Source organism: Pseudomonas huaxiensis (genome assembly GCF_003231275.1).
GTDB lineage: Bacteria > Pseudomonadota > Gammaproteobacteria > Pseudomonadales > Pseudomonadaceae > Aquipseudomonas > Aquipseudomonas huaxiensis.
Map to the genome: position 1 here is coordinate 43,860 of NZ_QKVL01000013.1, position 24,050 is coordinate 67,909.

Sequence of the window (24,050 nt, forward strand, 5' to 3'; positions counted from 1 at the left end):
GTATCGTCAGACCTGCCCAGTGCGTGGAGTGCCCAGTCGTCCAGAGCTATGGCAATCTGCTACATGGAAGGCTATAAGCGTTGTCAGTTCCCTAGCCTGACATTACGACAATAATCATATGGAGATGAGCTATGCCCCTCGTGTTCGTCCACGGCGTAAACAACCGCGATGGCGGTGCCTATCGAGAGAATGAAATTGGTCGTAATGGTTTGCTGCGCGAGATCGTCGCTCCTTCCCTAGGGCTGAAGCCGGACGCCATCCAAATTTTCAGCCCCTACTGGGGTAAGTACGGCGGTCAGTTCGCATGGCAAATGGCCGTGCTGCCTAACCCCGATGACAAGTTCGAGTCATTCGGAGCCGTATCAAGTGACACCCTGGAGGGGGCGGCGCAGGGCCGAGTCGCAGGTTTGGTTGCAGAGTCCCCAGAGATCACCGGTAACATCGTCGCTGATGCCCAAGGCAACTTATCGGCGGTCGTCGATATACTATATGCGGCCGCAGTCGCTGGTGTTACAAGCGACGAGGATGCGCGCAAGCTAGCTTGTGCCTACGTGTTGAGCGCCGAGTACGCCGCGGTTAACCCTCTGCCCGACTGGGTAGGCACCGCGAGCGAAAGTAACTTCGTGGACCAACTGGAGTACGCTACTCAAACCAGTGAGCAAGAGACTTTTGGCCGTGGCGGCATCGTCGATTTGCTCAAAGAGGGGCTGTCACGGCTGGCAAATGCAGGACCAGACGCCCTCGCAGGCTCCGCCGGGCGTCTTATGCGAAAGAAGCTTAACGCTACAGTTACTCGGTTCGCTGGTGATGCCTTCACCTACCTGGCGCATCGCGGATCAACGCAGGTTCCAGGCCCTATCGTAGCCACGGTTTTAGAAGATCTTCGTAAGGCAGATGCTGCGCGCTCGGCTCAAGACAACAAGCTGATCGTAATAGCCCACAGCTTCGGCGGAGAAATCATCTATGACATCCTCACCCATTTCGACCCTAATATCGAAGTAGACTGCTTGATTACCGTCGGTTCGCAGGTGGGGCTGTTCGAGGAAATGAAGTTATACATGGCAAGTGCCGAGAACCTCCCGCCCGACCCACCCAATGGGCGTCTGGCTCGCCCCACCAATATCAAACGTTGGTTGAACGTTTTCGATACCAACGATGTGCTTAGCTACCAATTGGAACCTGTCATGACCGGTGTCGCAGACTTCCACTATGACACGGGCTACAGCTCCTTCGGCGCGCATGGCGGCTACTTCCTTCGTCCAAGTTTCTATAAGCGTTTAGCTAAGCGACTAGCCCAAGGGTAAAGCCGGCATGACACTACTGTACGACGCCGCAATTGCCGGCCAGCCGGGCACCCACGTCCTCGCGATCGGCGTAGGCCGTTATCCGTATCTGCTTGGCGGTGATGGCACATTGGCGGATGAGCCCTTGGGACTCCAGCAACTGGAGTCGCCGCCTGTTTCACTCAAGGCTTTACTTGAATGGTTTCTCCCGCCAGGTGCGCCTCCAGGTACAACGGGGCTGCAAAACTCTAGGGTCCCGCTTGCATCCATCGAGGCTTTGGCTTCAGCCCCCCAGCCGGTGAAAGTCAATCTGTGTCAGGGGCCCGTGGCATTGGCGCCGGCTACGCGTGAGAATATTCAGCAAGCATTCGAGTCTTGGATTAAGCGACTTCAGGGAAACCCTGAAAACATCGGCGTTTTTTATTTCTGCGGCCACGGTCTTACTGCTGCCGACCATTACTTGTTGGCGGAAGATTTTGGTAAGAGCAGCGCTTTGCCCTGGAGTGAGGCTTTCGATATCTCCACCACAATTCGAGCCATAGAGCGTGTGGTGCCAGGAGCGGTCTACTACTTCATTGATGCCTGCCGTGAAATATCGCGCGAAATAGCTATGACGCTAGGCGCTGATCCGACAGCTTTGTATGCATTGAACCTGAAGAAGAAGGTCATCCGTCGCTCGGTCACCGCCGTCTTCGCCACCGGTGAAGGCGCATTCGCGTATGCACCCAAGGGTGGCTCTGTCTCGCGTTTCACTACCGCACTTATCTACGCCTTGTCGGGCTATTGCGGCGTTAAAACGCCCGGGGCCGCCACCTGGAATGTGGACGGGGAAAGCATCGCAACCGCAATCCGACAGCTGCTGGAATATGAAGCCCTGAACTGCCCTGCTTCAGCTAGCGAAAGTAATCAGGTGAGTGAGCAGATGGTGCTAGGCAGCTCTGTCCCGCTGCTGCGCATTGCCGTTGTGCCCAAAGTTAAGGTTTGGCTCGACCTGAGCCCCAGGCAGAGCCGTGCCTTGTACGAGCGCTACCTTGTGTCGTCCAAGGGGGATCGTATCGCAGAAAAAGGTTTGGACGATGTGTACAAGGTCGAGGTGCCGCGGGGGTTCTATGAAGTCGGCGCGCTCGATCCGGAGGGCCGCTTGCCCGCCATTGTGCACCTTGATGAAGAACTGGTTCCCCCAATCTACCCTCTCACTTTGCAGTCAATCCCATGAGCAAGCTGACCGTTCATCTCGATTACACGTCTGCCAGCGCGGGCCGAGACTATCAGCCTAACGAGAATCTGGCATTGCCTGTTAAAGCACTGGATGGTCAAGGCGCCATCCTTGCCGAGGGCGCTGCCCGCCTTGGCGAGCCGGCCTTGCTGTGTCTACCGGCAGGTACTTCCCAAGCATTTGTGCGTCTAACTTGGCCGTCTGGGCGTACCGAAACTCAGCGTGTTCTTTTGGGCAACAAGTCTGTTGCTGAATGGACCTTCAGCGACGACAGCATTTCGCAGGCTGTATGGTCTGCTTGGGCGATCCCTCGGCTTGGTGTGCGCACACCTCTAGCCACTGCACATGATGATCTGGATCTCGATTTGGATCGCTTCCAGAGGGTCTGGCTCCGCCTATGGCGTAATGATAACGGGACTTGGAGCCAAGTGCCGCTGCGTCCAGACGAGACTTACCGCAACGGCGCAGCATGGCAAATTGATTTGACGCTCGATAGCGCTGCTTGGCTGCTACACGTGGGCGGCTCCAATGTACCATGGCGCTTTGTCTCCCTTCCTGGGGGCGGCCGTGCACGCGTGCTCTTGACCCCCAAGGACACCCGCGACACCCGCGGTGACTCACTTACAGTCGTTGTGACTAGCTTCCGTCCCGCTGCCGAAACTTTGCTCGAATTTCTCGCTCGAGATTCAATGCGTGCTGCGGACACGCTTGTGCATTCGGCACATTATTTGTTCGCGGAGAAGTTTGAAGATCCTGTTTCTGCAGTAGCTGGTGCTTACTACCTTTTGCGGCGAGGTGATTGGCAGCAGATTCCGCTGGAATGGTTCCGGAACTTGTCGCGCTATTTCGGCTGGATGCCCGACACTCATTTGTTGTACTGCGTGCGCTTATTGCGCGAAGGTGCCGCCGTTACTCCCGCTAAAGAGGAGCCTATTCAACTCTTAGTCGCTTCACTCACTCAAGGATGGCCAGTCTACAAAGAAGGAATTGCCCTCCTGCAAGAGGCGGCAATTGTTCTGCGTGCAGAATTCGGCTCCCTGCACGATGAGATATTTGAGCAGATACAAGCCATCGCAAGCGCCAGATCCTGGACGGGCGCAGCCACTAGCTTCCATGGTAGACAGCCTGAGATGCCCAGTACCGTACTGTGGGTGGGTATGCCTCACGCACCGCGACGCCGAAAGCTCTCTCCTGTGGTGAAAGCCGCTTTGCCTAAGCACGAACCAAAGGAACATTTCTGGTTAGATGTGGCCGACCAAATTCCTCACTTTGAGCCAGAATCCTACATTGTCAGGGAAATAGTAAGGCTGGAACCTCGACCGCAGAGGTTGCGCAGCGACGGAGGCAAGATGTCTCCCCCCCGCGCCGTCAAGACATCCTCTGGCGCGCCCCAAAAAGCCAAGCTTCCTCAGCTCCATGAGAATGAATTCCTGCTTGGCAAGATTCCGAGCTGAGCGGCTTTCAAAGTGCCATATAGACGATTGAATAGGGTTAGCGAAAACATAAGCTCAGCACCGGTTTTTACGACGCATGGGGCAACCCGAAATCTGAAACGCGGTTGCCCCATGGATCCCTAGGGTGTCTGTCTAACCTGGCGAGAGACGGCAGCCTCTTATCCGGATTCACCGTTAGCGAGGCGGCTGAATGAGGGCGACGTAGGTGCAGAGAAGGGTGATGAGGATGCTCGTGATGGTGATTGTGTTGGCGTAACTGGAGAGGAATGCTTCCATGTTGGTTTTTCGGTAAGGGCACCTTGAAGATTGCCTAGGTTAAAAAACCTTTTCAAGCTCACGATGAGGCCTGGGCTAGAACATTACCGGCCCGAAAGCAGACGCTTTGAAGCGCGGGTTTGAAGCTTCGGATGAGCGACCTGATATTCCGAACCCCTAGCTATGAGGCGTTCAGAGCGAGTGAGTCAGTCGCATCAATTTCGAAAAATTCGCATTTATTTCGAAAACCTACAACCACCACCGACCAACGCAGGCCCGGAAGCCGAATGGTGAGGGTGACGAAACGGTCGTTGCGGCCAGCAGTCCAGCGGCTTGGAGCTTGCCACTGACTGAATCGCCGCGACTTCCAGCGCCTCGCGCTCATCCAGTGGCGGCAACAGGCCGGGCAGGCGGCTGGCGAGCAGTGTCTTGCCGGTGCCAGGCGGGCCGGTAAAAAGTAGATTGTGAGCCCCCGCAGCCGCCACCAGCAGCGCGCGTTTGGCGGCAAGCTGGCCCTGCACTTCGCTCAGGTCCGGGTAGGGGCGGGGCTGCATGAGCAAGCCGTTGGCCTTGTAGGGTTCCATCGGTTGCTGCCCGCTGAAATGCCCGACCAGTTCCAGCAGATGCCCCGCCGCATACACCACCAGCCCCGACGCCATGCACGCTTCTTCGGCATTTTCCTTCGGCACCACCAGCGCGCGCCCGGCTTCGCGGGCGGCAAGGGCGGCCGGCAGCACGCCCTGCACCGGACGCACCGCACCGGACAACGCCAGCTCGCCCAGGCATTCCACCCTGTCCAGCGCCGCCAGTGGGAATTGCCCATTGGCGGCGAGCAGCCCCAGGGCAATCGCCAGATCGAAGCGGCCGCCATCCTTGGGCAAATCCGCCGGTGCCAGGTTGAGGGTGATCCGCCGTGCCGGAAATTCCAGCTTGGAGTTGAGAATCGCACTGCGCACCCGGTCCTTGCTTTCCTTGACCGTGGCTTCAGGCAGACCGACCAGCGTCAGGGTCGGTAAACCATTGGCGAGGTGGGCTTCGATGATGACAGGCGGGGCCAGCACGCCGACCTGGGCGCGGCTGTGGACAAGGGCGAGGGACATGAACGCTCCATGATCATTGCGGGGCCGCGTCGTGCGGCTTTGCAAGGATAGTGGCGGGTCCGCGAGGTGACGGCGGCAGAGTGAATCCGGGTGTTACGGATGACGATCAGATAGTTCTCGAAAATATTTAATAAGAAGCATTACCATAAACGCCCTTCAACCCTGGTCGGTATGGAATCACCCGCATGCTTCCTTCTACCTCGCCCCATCACGCCGTCGGCGAACTCTACGTGGCCCACCACAGTTGGATCGTGCAGTTGCTGCGGCGCAAGCTGGGTAATCACCAGCAGGCCCAGGACCTGGCGCAGGACACGTTCATCCGCCTGATGCGCCAGGAGGCGCTGCCGTCTTTGCGCGAGCCACGGGCTTATCTCGCCACGGTCGCCAGCCGCCTGTGCCTGGAGTTTTTCCGCCGTCGGGCGCTGGAGAATGCCTATCTGGAGTCGCTGGCGGCGATGGACCCGCTGCTCGCGCCGTCGCCGGAAACCCGCCTGCTGGTGCTGGAAACCCTCGATTCGGTGGGTCGGGTGCTGGACGGTCTGGGCGCCAAGGTGCGGGAGATTTTCTTGCTGTCGCAGCTCGACGGGATGACTTATCCACAGATCGCCGAGCAGGTCGGCGTCAGCGTCAATGTGGTGCAGAAGGCCATGCTCAAGGCGTACCGGCTGTGCTACGCGGCGGTCTACGAGGAATGAAGCTGTTCCAGCCGCGGGACCGTCAACCCCTCGACGAGCAGGTGCTGGAGCAGGCGCTGCACTGGATGGTGCTATTGCAATCCGGCGTGAGCAGCGACGGTGATCGGCAGGCCTGTGACGACTGGCGCTTGCAGAACAGTGAGCATGAGCGCGCCTGGCAGCGGCTGGTGGGGATCAACCATGATCTGCGCGGCACCACGCAGACGGTCCCGGCAAGCAACGCCCGCAGCCTGTTGCGCACCCGCGCCGGCAGTTCGCGGCGCACGTTGCTCAAGGGCTTTGCGGGGTTTGCGGTACTGGCGGCGGCAGGTGTCAGCGTGCGCGAGCGGACCTTGCTGCCTGAGCTGTTCAGTGACTACCGCACCGGCACCGGCCAGCGTCAGCGGGTGCAACTGGCCGCAGGCGTGCAGTCGCAACTGGACGCCCGCACCGCGCTGGATCTGCAGCCGTCGGTGGCGGGCGTCGAGTTGGCGCTGAATGTCGGGCGGGTGTTGTTGAACGTGGGCGAGGGCGCGACGGTACTGATCCGCACCGCCGAGGGCTGGATACGTCCGTCAGCCTCCAGCCGCCTGGTCATCGCGCGCGATCTGCCGGGAATGACTGGCAGCCTGGTCCAAGTGTTCGCTGGCAGCGCGTCGGTTGAATTCCGCCACGGCGACAATCATGTGGTGAGCGCGGGCCAGCAACTGAGCTTCGCCGATCAGCGCGTGTTGGCCCAGGACAAGGCCAGCGCTGCGTCCCTGGCCTGGACCGAGGGTTTGCTGGTGGCCGAGCGCATGCCGCTGGGCCTGCTGCTCGCTCACCTCGACCGCTACCGCCGCGGCGTGCTGCGCTGCGCGCCGGAGGTGGCGGGGCTGCAAGTGTCCGGCTCGTATTCGCTGGATCATCCCGACGCCAGCCTCGACCTGCTGGCGCGGATGCTGCCGATCCGTGTGGAGCGCGTGTTGGGTCTGTGGACCAACGTGACGGCGGCTTGAGAAAGATTTTCATCACGCCCCGGCAGTTTTTCCCGGTTCACGCATCAAGACAGGGAGAACGCTGAGAAAACAGCGCCATTTCCCAACCTCCAACACTCGGATCGTCTTCATGCACACGCGCCTCACACCTCTGGCCAGCGCCCTGCGCCTGGCGCTGCTGGGCCTGGCTTTGACCGCCACCAGCCAACCGCTGCTCGCCGCGTCCGGCGATGCCGCTTCGCAGCAGCAGACCCGCAGCTACCACATTCCCGCTGGCAGCCTGGACAGCGTCCTCGGCGCTTTCGGCCAGCAGGCTGGCGTGATGATTGGCGTCGACGCGGCGCTGAGCGCGGGTCAGCACAGCGATGGCCTGAACGGCGAATACTCGGTGCAGGGTGGCCTGGCGCAAATCCTCGGCGCGACCCGGCTGGATGCCATCCGTGAAGGGACCGGTTACCGTTTGGTGCCCCGTCCTGAACGCGGCGCGCTGGAGCTGGGTGCCACCAGCATCTCCGGCCAGGGTATGGGTGAGATGACCGAGAACTCCAGGTCCTTCACCACCGGCCTGGTCAGTGTCGGTTCGAAGACCCCGGTCAGCCTCAAGGAAACGCCGCAGACCGTGTCGGTCGTCACCCGCCGGGTGATCGAAGACAAGCAGATGACCAGCCTGCCGGACGCGATGAAGATGGCGCCGGGCATCACCTTGCGCAACGGCAGCTACAACTCCCAGCAGTACTATTCCCGTGGCTTCCCCATCGACAACCTGCAAATCGACGGCGCCGCGCCGATGGACATCGGTTCGGGCATCGGCACCTTCTACAGCGAGCGCAAATACGACCTCGCGGCCTACGACCACGTCGAGGTGCTGCGCGGCGCCAGTGGCCTGCTGGGCGGTACCGGCGATCCCGGCGGGATCGTCAACCTGGTGCGCAAGCGGCCGCTGGACCACTACCAGCTCAAGCTCGAAACCTCCGCAGGGTCCTGGGACAACTACCGTGGCCAGGTCGACCTGACCGGCCCGCTGGCCTTCGACGGCAAGCTGCGCGGCCGCGTGGTGGCGGCGTACAACGACCGCCAGTACTTCATGGACAACCGCAGCACCGAGCGGCCGTTCCTCTACGGCATCCTCGAAGCGGACCTGAGCGACGACACGATGCTCACCTTCGGTGGCAGCTACGACAAGCTCAAGGAAAACGGCACCGGCGACGGCCTGCCGCGCTACAGCAGTGGCGGCGACGTGCACCTGCCGCGACACACCTGGTACTCCACCCAGGGTGCCTGGGCCGATAGCTACACCCGTGAGTGGTTCGCCAAGCTCGACCACTACTTCAACGAGGACTGGAAGCTCAACACCAGTTACACCTACTCCTACAACAGCGCGACCACCGAGGGCGTGATTCCCTACGGTTCAGTGGATGAAAACACCAACAACGGCCCCTACTGGTGGGGCAGCTATGTGTCGAGCTGGAGCCAGCAGTCGGTGTTCGACGTGAACCTGTCCGGTGGGTTTGATGCCTTTGGCCGGCGCCACGAAGTGCTGGTAGGCGCGGATTACCAGAAAGTCACCAGCCGCTGGCGCAGCGCCCAGGGCAAGGTGGGCAAGGGCGGCATGATCGATCTGTGGGACCCGCAAGCCACGCCGCTGCCGACCGAGGCGTCGAACCACAACTTCTGGCGCGACTACTCGCCCAACACCCGCGAGCAATATGGCCTCTACTCGACCCTGCGCCTGCAACTGACCGACCCGCTGAAACTGGTCGTGGGTGCCCGCGCCCAGCGCTACAAGTTCGAGCAGGCCTACAACACCAAGGCCAGTCAGTCCGGGGTCGGTCCGTGGGAGCAACAGGACAGCGTCTTTGATCGCGAGCCGACCACGCTCGTGCCTTACGGCGGCCTGATCTACGCGCTGGATGACCAGTGGTCCACCTACGTCAGTTACTCCGAGGTGTTCAAGCCTCAGGCGCAGAAGTGGAAAGGCCCGGAAGAGTCGCCTACCTCGATCGAGCCGATGACCGGCAAGACCTACGAGACCGGCATCAAGGGTGAACTGCTCGGCGGTGCGCTGAATGTGAGTGCGGCACTGTTCTACACCACCCGCGAGAACCAGGCGGCAACCGACCCGGCGTACGCCTCGCCGTTCTTCAGCTACAGCGGTTCGTGCTGCTTCCTGGCGCAGGACAAGGTGGTCAGCAAGGGCCTCGACCTGGAAGTCACCGGCGAAATCATGCCAGGCTGGGACATCCTCGCCGGCTACACCTTCAACCGTGTCGAGAACAATACCGAAGAGACGCTGTACAGCTCGGTGACGCCCAAGCACCTGTTCAAGCTGTGGACTGCCTACACCCTGCCGGACGCCCTGTCGGACTTCCGCGTCGGCGGCGGCGTGACTGTGCAGAGCCCGACCTACGTGGAAGGCAGCGCCTACCGCTTCGACACGAGCGGCAATGTCGTCGACAGTCACGACTTCGATTTCACCCAGTCGGGCTACGCCGTCTACGACGCGCTGGTGGAGTACAAGGTCGATGACCACTGGACTGTGGCGCTCAACGGCAACAACCTGTTCGACCGCCGCTACTACGCCAGCGTCGGCACCTCCGAGTACGGCAACTACTACGGCGAGCCGCGTAATTTCACCCTGACCCTGCGCGGCACCTTCGACTGATCAGCCCGGCTGCACCTCGATGGTCAGGTGCCGCACCTCATGCACCGGCAGCAAGCGCTGCCGGATGCTCGCCAGGTCCGCGCTGGCCGCACCCACCACGCTGACGATCGCCGCATGAGCCTGCGGCCCGACCCGCCAGACGTGCAGGTCGGTGATCCGCGCATCCCCCGGCTTTTCCACCAGCGCGCGGATTTCCTCGGCGACGTGCTCGTCGGTCTGGTCCAGCAGCACGCCGGCGGTGACTTTCATCAGGCTCCACGACCAGCGCGCGATCACCAGCGCACCGACGATACCCATCGCCGGGTCCAGCCACACCCAGCCCAGATAACGCCCGGCCAACAGTGCGGCGATAGCCAGCACCGAGGTGAGGGCGTCGGCGATCACGTGCAGGTAGGCCGAGCGCAGGTTGTTGTCATGACCGTGGTGGTGATGGTCGTGATCGTGGTCATGCGCGTGTTCGTGGTGAGGGCCATGGCTGTGACCGTGACCCAGCAGCAGGGCGCTGATGAGGTTGACGATCAGCCCGACTACGGCAATCAGGGTCGCGGTGCCGAATTGCACCTCAGTGGGCTGGAACAGGCGCAGCGTCGATTCGATGCCAACACTCAACGCGACGATGCCGAGAATCAGCGCCGAGGCGAAGCCGCCGAGGTCGCCGACCTTGCCGGTGCCGAAGCTGTAGCGACCGCTGGAAGCGTGGCGGCGGGCGTAGGCGTAGGCCGCGGCGGCGATACCGAGGGCGCCGGCATGGGTCGCCATGTGGAAGCCGTCGGCGAGCAGGGCCATGGAGCCTGTGAGGTAACCGGCGGCGATCTCGGCCACCATCATCACCAGGGTGAGAACCACCACACAGAGGGTGCGCCGGGCATTTTCATCGTGGGTCGAGCCGAGGAAGACATGGTCATGGGCGGGCGGTGCGCTGTGGTTCATGGCGGTTCCCCGGTGATTATCTGGAGTAGCGACGGATCGCTTCGAGCAGTTCCTCGACGCCCTTGGCGCGCTCTTCATCGCTCAGCGCCGGATTGGCCACATGGGCCTGGGCGTGGTCTTCGATGATTTCTTCCATCAGGCCATTGATGGCGCCGCGGGTCGCGGCGATCAGGTGCAATGTGGTGGCGCAGTCGTCGTCGCCCTCAAGGGCTTTTTCCACGGCCTGGAGCTGGCCGGCGATGCGTTTGATGCGCTTGAGCAGCGCGTCTTTCTTGGAATGGATGTGCGACACGGTATACCCCCTCCCCCTATGTATATCGGGCACAGTGACATACCCCCACCCCCTATACAAGCGCGCAGGCGAACGAATGCGGCGAACCTGTGTTCGCGGGATGAAAAGAGTGCGGAGGAGAGAAACAGACCCGCCGCCTGGAGGCGGCGGCGGGCGAAGGGATTACTTCAGGTCGACGTTCAGGCTGGGGGTGCCGAACGCTACGAGGCTGGCGTTGGAGCCGCTGAAGTAGCCTTTCCAGAAGCCTTCCAGCAGTTCCATGGTTTTGCCGGAACGGTAGGCCTGCTTCACGTCCTTGGTCACCAGCCCGGCACCGGCCACATAGACGCGGGCGCCTTGCAGGTCGGCGTAGAGCTGTTTCTCTTCGACGCGCTTGAGTTCGGCCTGGGCTTGCAGGTCACGAATCCGGTTGTTCACGTAGAAGCTGCCGAAGTCGCTGTTTTCCAGCATGTCGGAAATCAGCAGGATGACCCGCTCTTGCGCTGGCTGGGCGGCCAGGTCGTTGCCGATGTCACGCAGCGAATGGAAGATCTCGCTGCGCGGGATGTCTTCGGAGGCTTCGCGCAGGGTGGTGACGAAAGTTGCGCCGAACTTCTTGCGGAAAAAGTCCTGCTGCTGCGCCACGCATTTGTCGAACGAGCGCAGCGACGACATGCCGACACTGTCACGCACCTTGCCTTCGAGCGGCACGTTCAACTCGCCGGCGAAACGCAGTTGCATGAACTGGTTGGGCAGAAACGCCGAGAAGCTGTACAGCCGGACCTTGTCGCCAGGGGCGACGAACCGGTTGATCTGGCCCCAACTCGCCTTCTGGATGCTTTCGGGCATCGGGATGGTCTGGTCGACGATCACGGTCAGTTCGCGCCCGGAGCCCGGCTGACGGAAGTTGTCGATCTTGGCGTAGCTGTAGCAGTCGGGGATTTCGTTGCGCTCGGCCGCCTGCGCAAGCGCAGGCAGGCACAGCAGCAGGGCGAAGAGGTGCTTGAGCTTCATTCAGATCCCTTCGAATTCTTTGAGCAGGATTTGATCGGCGCGGATCTTCAGTACTGCTTCCGCGTCCAGGCCCTTCTTCTCGCTGACTTTGCGCAGGTCGTCTTCGCTGAAGCGGGTCAGGTCCATGGCGCGCATCGCGTCCAGGCCACCGGCTTGCGCGGCAGGTGCTGCCTGCTCGACGGTTGCTGGCTGCGTGGCGGCGACCGGTGCTGGCGCTGCAACAGGCTGCGGCGCAACGACTGGAGCGGGGGCTGCGACCGGCTGCGGTGCAACCCCAGGCTCGGCAACGACCGCTGGCTGCGGCGCCACGGCAACCGGTGCCGGCTGGGCTACGGGTTGCACGACAGGTTGTGCGACCGGCGCGGCCACGGCGGGTTGGCCGGCTGCTGCTGCGGCGGCAGTGGCGGTAGCGGTGGCGTCACGGATAACGGCTTCTTCATGCATGCGCGCGGCGTAGGCATTGAAGTCGCGGCCATGGGCGCCGCTGATGGCTTCCTGAATCGCGCGGCCGGTGGTGGGGCGCTGCGACAACTTCATCTGCAGCATGCGCAGCTTGTGGTCGGCATGACCGGAGATGCGGGTGCGCTGGGTCTCCATCCAGCGCTGCAACTCTGAAGCGCTGTTGAACTTGTGGGTGTATTCCCAGGCCTTTTTCGACTCGGCACCGGCGAAGCCGAAGATCGAGGCCATCCACACGCTCACTACCTGGATCGCGATGTAGATCACCGAGAGCACCACGAAGGTGATCAGTGACGCACTGCGGATGGCGTCCATCCGGTCTTCCAGGGTCTTGTCACCGGCTTCCTGATTGACCGCAGCCGACTCTGACGGGAGTTCGAACGGGCTGGCAGCGGCCTCGTAGTTCTGTTCGGCGAACACGTTCGGATTGCCGACCATCTCCGTCTCGATGCTCTTGAGTTGATACGCCCGGATGCCAAAGGCGGCGCACGCCATGATCAGCACAACCGCGGCGCAGCCGATGATCATGCCGTGACGCGGGGTGACGGTCTGGTTGGTGCTCAGGCGGGCAAGAATGCGGTTGTAGTCCTTGGCATTGCGGTCTTCATCCGTGTTCTTGATGCGGAAGCCCGGCAGGATCTGCTTGAGCGGGGTGTTGCCCTTGTCCGGGTCGATTTCCCACCAGTGACGTGCTTTGTTCACCAGCGAGTTTTTATGGATCGCTCGGCCGGCCGCTTCGGCCATGCCCGCCGAGAGGATCGAGAGCAGGAAGGCGCCGATCCAGGCCAGGTAGGTCTGGTCATTGGAGGACGCGTTCTGGTTAATGAAAGGCGCCAGCACATAGGCGAAACCCACGGCTTCGAACAGGATCAGCAAGAAAATCAGGATCAGCACCCAGGCCGGGCGCTCGCGGCGGTCACCTTCACCGATGGCGTCCAGATAGGCTTCGGACTTGTTGTAGTAGTCCGTGTCCTTGTCGGAGATCGAGTCGTAGTAATCCCAGTAGTTGTTGCACAGCGCTACTTCGTTCGTCAGCCACTGCTTGCTGTCCAGGTTCATGCCCGAGCGCGACAGCCGGGCGACGGTGCCGATCAGCGGGAAACCGTGCCACACGCGCATGGCGAAGTAGCTGACCTGTTCCCAATAAACCTTGATCAGAATCACCGAGAGCAAGGTTGTAACCACCGCCCCGGTGATCAGCTTGTTAGCCCCCGCGAGGGCCATGAGCGCTTTGAAGCTCAAGTCTTCCATTGTTCGTTCCTTGTATCAGGTGCGGGTGGGCACGTAGCGGGCGGAGTAGGTTTCACCGGAGCTTTTCGGGTAGAACAGCACCCCGTCAGTGGCCTGTGAGTTGCCTTTGCTGAACACCACGTCCATGCAGGACAGCGGTGCCTTGGGGTTCTGGATGAAGACGCGGTAGAGCACGCGGTCCTGGCCTTCGTAGGTGTTGGCCACGGCGTTGACCTTGCTCAGCGCCTTGCGGTTGCCCTTGTCGTAGTTTTCCACGACCTGGATGAACGGCTGGCGATCCACCGCGGCGGATTCGCGCAGGATGGACACTGGCGAAATGGTCACCAGGTGGCCGTTGACCGTTTCAGCCCAGACCCGGTTGTTGTAGCCGGGCAGGTAGTCGGTGGTGGCACGGTTTTCCACGGCTTTGCCGCTGGCCAGGTTGAACACCTTGCCGCTTTCGCGCGGCTGGTCGGCTTCACAACTGCTCATGGGGATCTGCGATGCCTGCGCGCTGGAGATCAGGGCGAAACCGCCGCTCTTGGGCGTGATGGCCTGGCCCAGGGTCCATTGGTTGGTGCTGGCCGGCTTGCCGCCGAAGTCCACCGCTGTGCCTTTGAACGGGCTGGCGGAACTGGCTGGCGCTTTGGCCGAGGCGACTTCACTGGACTTGCCTTGCGTGCTGGTCACGACCGGCGACTGCGCCGTGGACTCGCTGCTGGTGTCTTTGCTGGCGTCGGTTTTCGCGACGGTGGTGCTGGTCTTGTCCGTCCCGGTCTTGGCGACCGTGGTGGCGGACTTGTCGCTGCCGGACTTGGCCACGCTGGTGTTCTTGCCCGACGCGGTTTTGCCGCTGCTGGCGGTTGCCTTGCCTTGAGCCGGGGCGGCCGGAGCCGTGGTCGACGTACCGTGGGCCAGGTATTTCGGGTTGTTCTGCTCGGCGTTGATGCGCTTGACCAGGGTCTGCACGTCATTCACTTCGACGATTTCCACGCGGCGGTTTTTCGCCCGCTCGGTGACGTCGGTGTTGTCGGCCACCGGACGCGAAGCGCCCGCGCCCTGGAAGTACATGCGGTCGGCGCTGATGCCCTGCTCGGCCAGAATGCTGGCGACAGCGCGGGCGCGTTGTTCCGAAAGCTTCTGGTTAGTCGCGGCGCTGCCGGTGGCGTCGGTGTGGCCGACCACCAGGATGGCCGTGGTGTCTTTCTCACCCGGCTTGCTGGCGAAGGCGCTGGCGAGCTTGCGCACCTGACGCTGGCCGTCGGCGGTCAGGGCCGCGCTGCCCAGCGGGAACATGCCCTGGTCTTCGACCTGGGCGACGAAACCGGCGTCTTCCGGTGCGGCACCCGGTTCTGCGGTCTTCAGGGTTTCGGTCTGCAGGCGCAGGTTCTCTTCCTTGGCGACCTTCTCGAGCTTGTCGATGCGGTTCTTGTACACCAGCGCGATGGCGCAACCGGCGGTGGCGCCGATGAGTGCGCCGCCGATGATCGAGCCGTTGCCCTTTTCCTTCTTGTTCTTCTTGACCATGGCGCCGGCCGCGGCACCCGTGACGGCACCGATGGCGCCGCCGGTAATGCAGTTGACGCTTTCACTGTGGCTGGCGGCGAAGTTTTGCACGGTAGCGCAGCCACTGGTGAAGAGCGCGACGGAAAGGGCCAGGGCCGTTGCACGGAAAGTCCGTGAGCCGATCGGATTCTGAGAGGGGGTCAATGGTGCGCTCCTGATGCTCACGACAGAACCTCAGGGCGCTCGCGAAGGGGCGTAGTGAAAATGGTCATCCCTGAAGCAGGCAGGGCGAAGCCTTGTTGGCTTCGCGCGAACGGGCATTTCATCACAGCGGGTGATGGCGCTTCAATGGCGTCAAGAAAAAATCATTACATGATGTGGCCAGCTTTCGGCGCTGGCCAACATTTGCGGGGGGCGGGTGCGTGACGCTTACTCGCTGGTGATGGGGTTGAGGCGGGCTTCGAGTTCTTCGACCTTGGATTCCAACGCTTCAAGGCGAGCGCGGGTGCGAGCGAGCACAACCATCTGGCTGTCGAATTCTTCCCGGCTGACCAGGTCGAGCTTGCTGAAGCCGCTTTGCAGCAGGGCCTTGAACTGGCTTTCGAGTTCGCTGCGTGGCTGCGAGGCGTCGCCACTGAACAGGCGGGAGGCCTGGTCGCTCAGGGCATCGAGAAAGGCTTTGGGCGCGAGCATGATCGGCTGTCCTGTCTGGCAAAGAGGGGCGGCAGTGTAGCACGGGGCAATGGCGGCCTTTGACTGCACGATTTTTGAGCATGCCCGGGAATGGTCATGCACCGTTGTTGTGCGTCCCTCGCCTGCTGGCGACTGGCCAAGATCGTGAATCGCTCCCAAGTCGTTGTAATCCGGGGTTTTGTCAGACATGGCAAGGTTTCTGCTAAGACCATCGTGACCCATGCACTGATGCAGTCCCCGTGACGAGGCAGTGCTCAGGCAGAGCGAATACGTGTGTTTTGTCAGGAGCGGTACTGGTGTCGGACCGGGCATATAAAGCCGACGAAGCGTTACAAAGCCAGGCACTGCGCTTAGACTTGAGTCGGGTTTGTTTTCCTGGGGCAAGTCCACCAATTCGGGAGAAAGTTTCATGAAGCTAGTCACTGCCATCATCAAGCCGTTCAAATTGGACGATGTGCGCGAGTCGCTGTCCGAAATCGGCGTGCAGGGCATCACTGTCACTGAAGTCAAAGGTTTCGGTCGTCAAAAGGGTCACACCGAGCTGTATCGCGGCGCGGAGTACGTGGTCGACTTCCTGCCCAAGGTCAAGATCGATGTCGCCATCGACGACAAGGATCTGGACCGGGTCATCGAAGCCATCACCAAGGCTGCCAACACCGGCAAGATCGGTGACGGCAAGATTTTCGTGGTGAATCTGGAACAGGCTATCCGCATCCGTACCGGCGAAACCGATACCGACGCGATCTAAACAAGCCGCCCCAAACCCAACGCCCCAGGAGATAACAACATGACTCTGCGTAAGTTCGCAGGGCTAGGAGCCCTTTTGTCCCTCGTAATGCCTGGCCTGGCATTTGCCGAGGAAACCGCGGCGGCGGCAGCAGCCCCGGCGCTCAATTCCGGCGACACCGCCTGGATGCTTACCGCAACTGCCCTCGTCCTGTTCATGACCATTCCTGGCCTGGCGCTGTTCTACGGCGGCATGGTGCGTTCGAAGAACGTCCTCTCGGTGATGATGCAGTGTTTCGCCATTACCGGCCTGATCAGCGTGCTCTGGGTCGTCTACGGCTACAGCATGGCGTTCGATACCACTGGTATGGAGCAGGGCGTCACCAACTTCAATTCCTTCGTCGGCGGTCTGTCCAAGGCATTCCTCGCCGGCGTGACTCCGGAAAGCCTGACTGCGGCCTTCCCGGAAGCCGTGTTCGTCGTCTTCCAGATGACCTTCGCCATCATCACTCCGGCCCTGATCGTCGGTGCCTTCGCCGAGCGTATGAAGTTCTCCGCGATGCTGCTGTTCATGGCTATCTGGTTCACCTTGGTCTATGCACCGATCGCGCACATGGTCTGGTCCGGCAACGGCGGCCTGATGTGGGACTGGGGCGTACTGGACTTCGCGGGCGGCACCGTGGTGCACATCAACGCCGGTGTTGCTGGCCTGGTGGCCTGCCTGGTGCTGGGCAAGCGTAAAGGCTTCCCGACCACACCGATGGCACCACACAACCTGGGTTACACCCTGATCGGCGCCGCCATGCTGTGGATTGGCTGGTTCGGCTTCAACGCCGGCTCCGCCGCCGCTGCCAACGGCACCGCCGGCATGGCCATGCTGGTGACCCAGGTCGCCACTGCCGCTGCCGCGCTGGGCTGGATGTTCGCCGAGTGGATCACCCACGGCAAACCAAGCGCACTGGGCATCGCCTCGGGTGTGGTTGCCGGCCTGGTTGCCATCACTCCGGCTGCCGGCACCGCTGGCCCGATGGGCGGCCTGGTGATCGGTCTGGTTTCCGGTGTGGTCTGCTTCTTCTGCGCCACCAGCCTGAAACGCAAACTGGGTTATGACGATTCGCTGGACGCCTTCGGCGTGCACGGTGTCGGCGGTATCGTCGGTGCGATCCTCACCGGTGTGTTCGCAGCACCGGCCCTGGGCGGCTTCGGCACCGTTACCGATATCGGCGCTCAAGTCTGGATTCAGGCCAAGGGTGTCGGCTTCACCGTGATCTACACCGCGATCGTCACCTACGTGATCCTCAAGGTGCTGGATCTGGTCATGGGCTTGCGTGTAAACGAAGAAGAAGAGTCGGTCGGTCTCGACCTGGCACAACACAACGAGCGCGGCTACAACCTGTAACTGTCCTCGAAAAAACTTGCCCGGTTCGCCGGGCATTTTTTCGTCCTGATTTTGGCCGTGTTGGCGACGCAAACGATTTTTCGCCTCAGGTTCATCGCTGCGGGAATGCATTGAGCGACGGCGTCTGGATTGTCAGCGGAAAACTTACAGGCATCCGGGAGATTTAGGCACTTTGCTTTTTCATCGGGCACGCTAGAATGCGCGCCGTGGAGTGATGATGGCCTGTTCACACACTTCATGGCCCTTTGCTAGGCTTGTCGATGAGCAGGCCCTGTCGGCGGGGTAAAGTCCGGTGCGGTTGAACCGGCAGCTCTTTATTTGGTCAGGCTCAAAGTAGCCTGCACGGCGCTCGTCAGGCGACACGGCGGGTGCTGTCGATCACGGGTTACCCGAGGTCTGTTTTTTCTCCAGCGGTCGTAAACCTCCACGGTTGCTGGTCTATAACTAATCTGCTTTTCGCAAGTCATGAGGTAGAACATGAGCGACGACGATCTGGAAAACGATGACCTCGAAGTAGGCGACGAAGACGAAGGTGATGAAGGCCTCGAAGCGGCAGCCGACGATGTAGCGGACGACGCGGGCGATGACAGCCCGGCGCCGGCTGCCAAGGGCAAGTCCAAGGCCGCGGCAGCGGTCGACGAAATGCCCAGCATGGAAGCCAAGCAGAAGGAGCGTGACGCTATTGCCCGTGCGATGGAGGAGTTCCTGTCTCGCGGCGGCAAAGTGCAGGAAGTCGAAGCCAACGTGGTTGCCGACCCGCCCAAGAAGCCTGACAACAAATACGGTAGCCGTCCTATCTGAGGCCGCTGTAACGAAAAAGCCCGCCATTGCAGCGGGCTTTTTTGCGTTCGGGGTTTAGCGCCAGCGAGCGAGCACTTCCGGCAATTGCGACAGGCGCTGGATTTCCGCGTCCGGGCGACTGTCGGCTTGCCAGGCTTTGCCTTGGGGGTTGAACCACACCGCGCGCAGGCCGGCCTGTTGCGCCCCGGCGATGTCATCGCCGGGGTGATCGCCGATATGCACTGCGGCACCCGCCTCGACGCCGCCCTGGCGCAAGGCTTCAAGGAAGGGCGCCGGGTCCGGCTTGCCGATCCCCAGGTCTTCGGCGCAGAGCGCGAATTTGAAGTAGTCGGCCAGGCCCAGGCGGCGGACATCGGCGTTGCCGTTGGTGACCACCCCGAGGGTGTAATGGTGGCGCAGAATCTCCAGCACCGGCTGCACCTCGGGGAAGATATCGATCTGGTGACGGGCGTGGAGGAACACCTCGAACCCCTCGTTGGCCAGCTCGCGGGCGCGCGCCTCGCTGTAGCCGACATCCTCCAGGGCATGGAACAGCACGCGCCGGCGCAAGGCGCTGATGCGATGCTTGAGGCCGGGCTCGGCCTGCACCAGGCGTTCGCGAATGGCATACAGATGCTCGACCGGCACGCCGCCCAGGCTCGGCGCATTGGCCGCCAGCCAGTCGCGCAGGACGGCCTCGGCGCTGACGATCACCGGCGCGGTGTCCCACAGGGTGTCGTCAAGGTCGAAGGTGATCAGCTCGATACTCATGAGTCGCTGCCTTTGCTGCGTTTGGCACGAGGGTGGGCGCTGTCGTAGACCGCCGCCAGGTGCTGGAAATCAAGGTGAGTGTAGATCTGCGTGGTGGCGATATCGGCGTGGCCGAGCATCTCCTGGACCGCGCGCAAGTCCTGGGACGACTCCAGCAAATGGCTGGCGAAGGAGTGGCGGAGCATGTGCGGGTGCAGGTTCTGCCCCAGCTCGCGCTCGCCTGCGGCGCGTACCCGCAACTGGATGGCGCGCGGACCGAGGCGGCGGCCTTGCTGGCTGACGAAGACGGCGCCATCTGGCGGGTTGCTCATTGGCCGCAGTGCCAGCCAGAGCTCAAGCGCTTCACGTGCCTTGCGCCCGACCGGCAGGACGCGGGTCTTGCTGCCTTTTCCGTGCACTTGCACCAGCCCGGCGGGCAGGTCCAGTTGCTCCAGGTTCAGGCTGGTCAGTTCGGAAAGGCGCAGGCCGGAGGAATAGAACAGTTCGAGAATCGCCTGGTCGCGACGGGCGAGGAAATCGTCCTCGACCCCACCTTCCAGCAGTTGCAGCGCGCGGTCGGTGTCCAGGGTGCGCGGCAGGCGCCGCTCGCCCTTGGGCGCCGCCAGGCCGTTGGCCGGATCGTGCTCACACAGGCCTTCGCGGTTCAGGTAGCGGTAGAAGCCGCGCACCGCCGAGAGCAGGCGGGCGAGGCTGCGGGATGACTGGCCCTGGTGATGGCGGCGGGCGATGAACTGGCGCAGTTGCTGGATCTGCAGGGATTTCCAGTCACTGATGCCGGCGGTGGCGCACCAGGCGAGGACGCTGTCCAGGTCGCGGCGATAGGCCAGTTGGGTGTGCTCGGACATCTGGCGTTCATTGCGCAGGTGCGCATGGAACGCCTCCAACTGGCGTTCCACTAGCGCACCGGGCGCAGTGTCTGGGTGACGCGGGGGATGACCCGGCCGAGCACTTCAGCGATGTAGCCGAGGAACAGCGTGCCGACGGTGCTCTTGTAGTGATGCGGGTCGCGGCTGCCGATCGCCAGCACACCGTGCAGACCCTGGTTTTCCACTGCGGCCACGGCGCTGGAGCCGACGTCCTTGCGCGCCTCGCCGAACAGGAAGTCCAGTTCGTGGTCGCGCAGGCTGCCGCTGACTGTCTTGCCACCGCAGAGCAGCCCGCCAATGGCTTGCTGCGCTTCGCCGGTGGTGACCCAGCGGCCCACTGGCGTGGCGTTTTCACCAAACAGGATGAGGCTGACGAAGGGCACCTGGAAGTCCTGGCGCAGACGGTCTTCGACCGCCATGACCACGGCTTCCAGGCTATCGGCATCAAGCAGGTCGAGGATCAGCCGGCGGGTCTTTTCGAACAGCCGGTCGTTGTCGCGGGCGACATCCATCAGGTGGGAAAGGCGGTGACGCATTTCGATGTTGCGGTCGCGCAGCAGCTTGAGCTGGCGTTCCACCAGCGACACGCTGTCGCCGCGCTGGTGGGGGATCTGCATGTCGAGCAGCAAGTCATCGTGTTCGACAAAGAAGGTGGGATTGGCGCGCAGGAAGGCTATCACGGCCTCAGCCCCGACGGTGGGCGTTGAGCCCTCCGCGAGGTTGTCGCTGGGCTCTTCGGCTGGCGCCTGGGGCTGATCGGTCATGGCTGGCACTCACTCATAGACGAACCTGTCCTTCATACACCCGAACTGCCGGGCCGGTCATCATGACCGACTGGCCCGGGCCGTTCCATTCGATGGACAAACGTCCGCCGGGCAGGTCGATCAGCAGCGGCGAATCCATCCAGCCCTGGCTGATGGCGGCCACCGCCGCGGCGCAGGCGCCGGTGCCGCAGGCCTGGGTTTCCCCGGCGCCACGTTCCCAGACGCGCAGTTGCGCGCGGTGACGATCGATGACCTGGAGGAAACCGACGTTCACCCGCTGCGGGAAGCGTGGGTGGTTCTCGATCTGCGGGCCCAGGTCGTGGACCGGCGCGGCATTGATGTCATCGACCCGCAGTACGGCGTGAGGGTTGCCCATGGACACGGCGGCCAGCTCGACCGTCTGCCCGCCAACTTCCAGCGGGTAGCTCAGCGCCTGGCTCGGTGCCTGGAACGGGATGTCCGCCGGGACCAGCCGAGGCGGGCCCATGTCGACACAGATCTGGCCGTCGTTGCGCACGTCCAGCTCGATGATGCCGCTCTTGGTTTCGACGCGGATGGTCTTCTTCGCGGTCAGGCGCTTGTCCAGCACGAAGCGGGCGAAGCAGCGCGCGCCGTTGCCGCACTGCTCGACCTCGGAACCGTCGGCGTTGAAGATCCGGTAGCGGAAGTCCACCTCCGGGTTGCTCGGAGCCTCGACGATCAGCAACTGGTCGAAGCCGATCCCGGTATGGCGGTCGCCCCACTGTTTGGCGTGCTTGGGCAGGATGTGCGCGTGCTGGCTGACCAGGTCGAGGACCATGAAGTCATTGCCCAGGCCGTGCATCTTGGTAAAACGCAAAAGCATCGGGTCACTCCGGCAGCAGGCTTTCGCCGGCAAACAGCTCGGCTACGGTCTCGCGGCGGCGCACTTCGAACGCCTGGTCGCCATCGACCAGCACTTCGGCGCTGCGGCCACGGGTGTTGTAGTTGGAGCTCATGACGAAACCATAGGCGCCCGCCGAACGAACGGCCAGCAGATCGCCTTCGGCCAGGTTCAGGGAGCGGTCCTTGGCGAGGAAGTCGCCGGTCTCGCAGATCGGCCCGACCACATCGTAAGTGCGCGGCTCGCCCTGGCGCGGCTGTACGGCGCTGACGTCCATCCAGGCCTGGTACAGCGCCGGGCGGATCAGGTCGTTCATTGCCGCATCGACGATGGCGAAGTCCTTGTGTTCGGTGTGCTTGAGGTACTCGACCTTGGTCAGCAGCACGCCGGCGTTGGCGACGATATGCCGGCCCGGCTCGAAGACCAGTGCCAGGTCGCGGTCGCCGAGGCGTTCACGCACGGCCTTGATGTAGTCGCCGGCCAGCGGCGGCGCTTCATCGCGGTAACGCACGCCAAGACCGCCGCCCAGATCCAGGTGGCGCAGCAGAATGCCGCACTCGCCGAGGCGATCGACCAACGCCAGCAGGCGGTCGAGTGCATCGAGGAAAGGATCGAGGGAGGTGAGTTGCGAACCGATATGGCAGTCGACACCGACCACTTCCAGGTTGGGCAACTGCGCGGCGCGAATGTAGACATCTTCGGCATCGGCGATGGCGATGCCGAACTTGTTTTCTTTCAGGCCGGTGGAGATGTACGGGTGGGTGCCGGCATCGACGTCCGGGTTGACGCGCAGCGAGACCGGAGCACGCAGGCCCATCTCGGCGGCGACCACTTGCAGGCGTTCCAGCTCCTCGGTCGACTCGACGTTGAAGCAGTGCACGCCGACTTCGAGGGCGCGGCGCATGTCTTCACGGGTCTTGCCGACGCCGGAGAAGACCACGCGATCGGCCCGTCCGCCGGCGGCCAGGACCCGCTCCAGCTCACCGCCGGAAACGATGTCGAAGCCCGCGCCGAGGCGCGCCAGGACGTTAAGCACGCCGAGGTTCGAGTTGGCTTTTACGGCGAAGCAGACCAGATGCGACATGCCCTGCAGGGCATCGGCGTAGCTCAGGTACTGGGCTTCGATATGGGCCCGGGAGTAGACGTAGGTCGGGGTGCCGAAGCGCTCGGCAATCGCCGACAGCGCTACGCCTTCCGCGAACAGCGCGCCGTCGCGGTAGTTGAAAGCGTCCATCGGTGCCCCTTACTGGTGCTGGTGCGATTGCGACTTCTTGCCGTCCTTGCCGTCTTCTGGCAGGTACAGGGGGCCTTTCTGACCGCAGGCGGAGACGAGGCAGGCAACCGCGACGAGCGCCGCGAGGGAGGAAATCAGGCGCTTCATGGCGAAATCCTTTAATTTAAGCAGTATTGCGCCGGAGTATACCGAGCGCCCGACGCCTTGCCTATGTAGCCGGTCCGCCGTCGGGCGGTGCAGTGAGCGCGGCGCGTTTGTCTTTGCATTCGAAGCGCTGCGCTCGTATCTTGCCCGGCTTGCGTGTTGAGCAGACATTTTCGAGGTTCTTGCAATGAGTTTGAGCGAAGCGCGTTTTCACGATCTGGTAGACGCCACCCAACAGGCACTGGAAGACCTGTTCGATGAAAGCGGCATGGACCTGGACATGGAAAATTCGGCCGGCGTGCTGACCGTCAAGTTCGACAACGGCAGCCAGTTGATCTTCAGCCGCCAGGAGCCCCTGCGCCAACTGTGGCTGGCGGACCGTTCCGGCGGTTTCCACTTCGACTTCGACGAAGAAAGCGGCAAGTGGACGTGCGAGAAGACCGAAGAACTGCTGGGCGAGATGCTTGAACGCATCGTCTGGGAGCGCGCCGGCGAAAAACTCGATTTCGAAGAGATCTGAGATGACCACCGCCATCAGGCCGGCCAAGCCGCTGTACAGCAATGTCAGCCCGGCCGTCCCTTCACCCTGCATCAGCACCTGCCGTCTCGACGAAGCGCGGGTGTGCATTGGCTGCTTCCGGCATGTCGAGGACATTCGTGAGTGGCGGTCGGCAGATGACCAGCGGCGGCGCGAGATTTGCGCTCAGGCGGGTGAGCGACGGTTGATGGCGACCTCCTGAATCGGGGTGTTTTGGGTGGCCTCATCGCTGCATGGGTATC

22 protein-coding genes and 2 pseudogenes are annotated in these 24,050 nt (G+C 62.4%); 11 read left to right on the top strand and 13 right to left on the bottom strand.

Annotated features, from left to right (window positions below; translation table 11 throughout):
- Positions 1-131 precede the first annotated feature (131 nt).
- From DM374_RS15730 to DM374_RS15740, 3 genes are read left to right on the top strand one after another with little or no spacing between them, the layout of a single operon-like run.
- On the top strand, positions 132-1,304 hold the full coding sequence (locus DM374_RS15730; RefSeq protein WP_110970695.1) for a hypothetical protein: 1,173 nt from the start codon (positions 132-134) through the stop codon (positions 1,302-1,304).
- A gap of 7 nt (positions 1,305-1,311) precedes the next feature.
- Positions 1,312-2,499: a caspase family protein gene (locus DM374_RS15735; RefSeq protein WP_110970696.1), complete on the top strand. Its 1,188-nt coding sequence runs from the start codon at positions 1,312-1,314 to the stop codon at positions 2,497-2,499.
- Positions 2,496-3,953 carry a hypothetical protein gene (locus DM374_RS15740; protein WP_110970697.1) on the top strand — a complete coding sequence of 486 codons (1,458 nt, stop codon included), beginning with the start codon at positions 2,496-2,498 and terminating at the stop codon, positions 3,951-3,953. The genes DM374_RS15735 and DM374_RS15740 overlap by 4 nt, the downstream gene beginning before the upstream one ends.
- A 503-nt stretch (positions 3,954-4,456) precedes the next feature.
- On the opposite strand, the pseudogene DM374_RS15745 reads toward DM374_RS15740, so the two are convergent.
- Positions 4,457-5,308 (bottom strand): annotated as a pseudogene (locus tag DM374_RS15745) (YifB family Mg chelatase-like AAA ATPase); the annotation flags it as partial.
- 185 nt (positions 5,309-5,493) lie between these two features.
- Between DM374_RS15745 and DM374_RS15750 the strand changes: the two are divergent.
- The 3 genes from DM374_RS15750 to DM374_RS15760 all read left to right on the top strand — a co-directional run bounded on the left by DM374_RS15750 (position 5,494) and on the right by DM374_RS15760 (position 9,621).
- On the top strand, positions 5,494-6,003 hold the full coding sequence (locus DM374_RS15750; protein WP_110970699.1) for a sigma-70 family RNA polymerase sigma factor: 510 nt from the start codon (positions 5,494-5,496) through the stop codon (positions 6,001-6,003).
- Positions 6,000-6,980, top strand: a complete 981-nt coding sequence (locus DM374_RS15755; RefSeq protein WP_110970700.1) for a DUF4880 domain-containing protein — start codon at positions 6,000-6,002, stop codon at positions 6,978-6,980. Before DM374_RS15750 ends, DM374_RS15755 begins: the two co-directional genes overlap by 4 nt.
- A gap of 109 nt (positions 6,981-7,089) precedes the next feature.
- Positions 7,090-9,621, top strand: a complete 2,532-nt coding sequence (locus DM374_RS15760) for a TonB-dependent siderophore receptor (protein ID WP_110970701.1) — start codon at positions 7,090-7,092, stop codon at positions 9,619-9,621.
- On the opposite strand, the gene dmeF is transcribed toward DM374_RS15760, so the two are convergent.
- The 6 genes from dmeF to DM374_RS15790 all read right to left on the bottom strand — a co-directional run bounded on the left by dmeF (position 9,622) and on the right by DM374_RS15790 (position 15,724).
- A complete protein-coding gene (dmeF, locus tag DM374_RS15765) occupies positions 9,622-10,551 on the bottom strand; it encodes a CDF family Co(II)/Ni(II) efflux transporter DmeF (protein ID WP_110970702.1) in 930 nt (309 codons plus the stop codon).
- 16 nt (positions 10,552-10,567) lie between these two features.
- Entirely contained in the window at positions 10,568-10,843 is a 276-nt protein-coding gene (locus DM374_RS15770) for a metal/formaldehyde-sensitive transcriptional repressor (protein ID WP_110970703.1), read from the bottom strand.
- A gap of 162 nt (positions 10,844-11,005) precedes the next feature.
- Entirely contained in the window at positions 11,006-11,836 is an 831-nt protein-coding gene (locus DM374_RS15775) for a hypothetical protein (protein ID WP_110970704.1), read from the bottom strand.
- Positions 11,837-13,546: a PXPV repeat protein gene (locus tag DM374_RS15780; RefSeq protein ID WP_110970705.1), complete on the bottom strand. Its 1,710-nt coding sequence runs from the start codon at positions 13,544-13,546 to the stop codon at positions 11,837-11,839.
- A gap of 15 nt (positions 13,547-13,561) precedes the next feature.
- The gene (locus tag DM374_RS15785) at positions 13,562-15,235 is read right to left on the bottom strand and encodes an OmpA family protein (RefSeq protein WP_225422517.1); all 1,674 of its coding nucleotides are present in this window, start codon (positions 15,233-15,235) and stop codon (positions 13,562-13,564) included.
- Between the two features lie 225 nt (positions 15,236-15,460).
- Positions 15,461-15,724 (bottom strand): accessory factor UbiK family protein, encoded by a 264-nt coding sequence (locus tag DM374_RS15790; RefSeq protein ID WP_110970706.1) that lies wholly within the window; start codon positions 15,722-15,724, stop codon positions 15,461-15,463.
- 409 nt (positions 15,725-16,133) lie between these two features.
- On the opposite strand from DM374_RS15790, the gene glnK reads away from it, so the two are divergent.
- The 3 genes from glnK (at position 16,134) to sutA (ending at position 18,650) form a co-directional block, all read left to right on the top strand.
- Positions 16,134-16,472 carry a P-II family nitrogen regulator gene (gene glnK / locus DM374_RS15795; RefSeq protein WP_002555808.1) on the top strand — a complete coding sequence of 113 codons (339 nt, stop codon included), beginning with the start codon at positions 16,134-16,136 and terminating at the stop codon, positions 16,470-16,472.
- Between the two features lie 39 nt (positions 16,473-16,511).
- Positions 16,512-17,849 (top strand): ammonium transporter, encoded by a 1,338-nt coding sequence (locus DM374_RS15800; RefSeq protein WP_110970707.1) that lies wholly within the window; start codon positions 16,512-16,514, stop codon positions 17,847-17,849.
- A gap of 477 nt (positions 17,850-18,326) precedes the next feature.
- Positions 18,327-18,650, top strand: coding sequence for a transcriptional regulator SutA (sutA, locus tag DM374_RS15805; protein WP_095156482.1), 324 nt, complete (start codon positions 18,327-18,329; stop codon positions 18,648-18,650).
- Between the two features lie 54 nt (positions 18,651-18,704).
- Here the strand turns inward: sutA and DM374_RS15810 are convergent, their stop codons facing one another.
- The 6 genes and pseudogenes from DM374_RS15810 to lptM all read right to left on the bottom strand — a co-directional run.
- Entirely contained in the window at positions 18,705-19,400 is a 696-nt protein-coding gene (locus DM374_RS15810; RefSeq protein ID WP_110970708.1) for an HAD family hydrolase, read from the bottom strand.
- Positions 19,397-20,296, bottom strand: coding sequence for a tyrosine recombinase XerC (xerC, locus tag DM374_RS15815; protein WP_110970709.1), 900 nt, complete (start codon positions 20,294-20,296; stop codon positions 19,397-19,399). The genes DM374_RS15810 and xerC overlap by 4 nt, the downstream gene beginning before the upstream one ends.
- A complete protein-coding gene (locus DM374_RS15820) occupies positions 20,296-21,030 on the bottom strand; it encodes a DUF484 family protein (RefSeq protein ID WP_110970710.1) in 735 nt (244 codons plus the stop codon). Before DM374_RS15820 ends, xerC begins: the two co-directional genes overlap by 1 nt.
- Positions 21,031-21,043: 13 nt before the next feature.
- The gene (gene dapF / locus DM374_RS15825) at positions 21,044-21,874 is read right to left on the bottom strand and encodes a diaminopimelate epimerase (RefSeq protein WP_095156478.1); all 831 of its coding nucleotides are present in this window, start codon (positions 21,872-21,874) and stop codon (positions 21,044-21,046) included.
- A 4-nt stretch (positions 21,875-21,878) separates the two neighbouring features.
- Positions 21,879-23,126, bottom strand: a complete 1,248-nt coding sequence (gene lysA / locus DM374_RS15830) for a diaminopimelate decarboxylase (protein WP_110970711.1) — start codon at positions 23,124-23,126, stop codon at positions 21,879-21,881.
- A gap of 12 nt (positions 23,127-23,138) precedes the next feature.
- Positions 23,139-23,273, bottom strand: a pseudogene (lptM, locus tag DM374_RS15835) (LPS translocon maturation chaperone LptM); the annotation flags it as partial.
- Positions 23,274-23,457: 184 nt separating this feature from the next.
- On the opposite strand from lptM, the gene cyaY reads away from it, so the two are divergent.
- Positions 23,458-23,790, top strand: a complete 333-nt coding sequence (gene cyaY, locus DM374_RS15840) for an iron donor protein CyaY (RefSeq protein ID WP_095156475.1) — start codon at positions 23,458-23,460, stop codon at positions 23,788-23,790.
- A gap of 1 nt (position 23,791) precedes the next feature.
- Positions 23,792-24,010, top strand: coding sequence for a DUF1289 domain-containing protein (locus DM374_RS15845; protein WP_110970712.1), 219 nt, complete (start codon positions 23,792-23,794; stop codon positions 24,008-24,010).
- The last annotated feature ends 40 nt before the right edge of the window (positions 24,011-24,050 follow it).

Coding starts and splice junctions, on each gene's coding strand:
- DM374_RS15735 (WP_110970696.1), top strand. CDS start 1,312: ATGACACTACTGTACGACGCCGCAATTGCCGGCCAGCCGGGCACCCAC.
- DM374_RS15780 (WP_110970705.1), bottom strand. CDS start 13,546: ATGGAAGACTTGAGCTTCAAAGCGCTCATGGCCCTCGCGGGGGCTAAC.
- dapF (WP_095156478.1), bottom strand. CDS start 21,874: ATGCTTTTGCGTTTTACCAAGATGCACGGCCTGGGCAATGACTTCATG.
- cyaY (WP_095156475.1), top strand. CDS start 23,458: ATGAGTTTGAGCGAAGCGCGTTTTCACGATCTGGTAGACGCCACCCAA.
- DM374_RS15800 (WP_110970707.1), top strand. CDS start 16,512: ATGACTCTGCGTAAGTTCGCAGGGCTAGGAGCCCTTTTGTCCCTCGTA.
- DM374_RS15810 (WP_110970708.1), bottom strand. CDS start 19,400: ATGAGTATCGAGCTGATCACCTTCGACCTTGACGACACCCTGTGGGAC.
- lysA (WP_110970711.1), bottom strand. CDS start 23,126: ATGGACGCTTTCAACTACCGCGACGGCGCGCTGTTCGCGGAAGGCGTA.
- DM374_RS15775 (WP_110970704.1), bottom strand. CDS start 11,836: ATGAAGCTCAAGCACCTCTTCGCCCTGCTGCTGTGCCTGCCTGCGCTT.
- DM374_RS15820 (WP_110970710.1), bottom strand. CDS start 21,030: ATGACCGATCAGCCCCAGGCGCCAGCCGAAGAGCCCAGCGACAACCTC.
- DM374_RS15755 (WP_110970700.1), top strand. CDS start 6,000: ATGAAGCTGTTCCAGCCGCGGGACCGTCAACCCCTCGACGAGCAGGTG.
- DM374_RS15845 (WP_110970712.1), top strand. CDS start 23,792: ATGACCACCGCCATCAGGCCGGCCAAGCCGCTGTACAGCAATGTCAGC.
- DM374_RS15790 (WP_110970706.1), bottom strand. CDS start 15,724: ATGCTCGCGCCCAAAGCCTTTCTCGATGCCCTGAGCGACCAGGCCTCC.
- DM374_RS15760 (WP_110970701.1), top strand. CDS start 7,090: ATGCACACGCGCCTCACACCTCTGGCCAGCGCCCTGCGCCTGGCGCTG.
- glnK (WP_002555808.1), top strand. CDS start 16,134: ATGAAGCTAGTCACTGCCATCATCAAGCCGTTCAAATTGGACGATGTG.
- DM374_RS15730 (WP_110970695.1), top strand. CDS start 132: ATGCCCCTCGTGTTCGTCCACGGCGTAAACAACCGCGATGGCGGTGCC.
- DM374_RS15750 (WP_110970699.1), top strand. CDS start 5,494: ATGCTTCCTTCTACCTCGCCCCATCACGCCGTCGGCGAACTCTACGTG.
- DM374_RS15740 (WP_110970697.1), top strand. CDS start 2,496: ATGAGCAAGCTGACCGTTCATCTCGATTACACGTCTGCCAGCGCGGGC.
- dmeF (WP_110970702.1), bottom strand. CDS start 10,551: ATGAACCACAGCGCACCGCCCGCCCATGACCATGTCTTCCTCGGCTCG.
- sutA (WP_095156482.1), top strand. CDS start 18,327: ATGAGCGACGACGATCTGGAAAACGATGACCTCGAAGTAGGCGACGAA.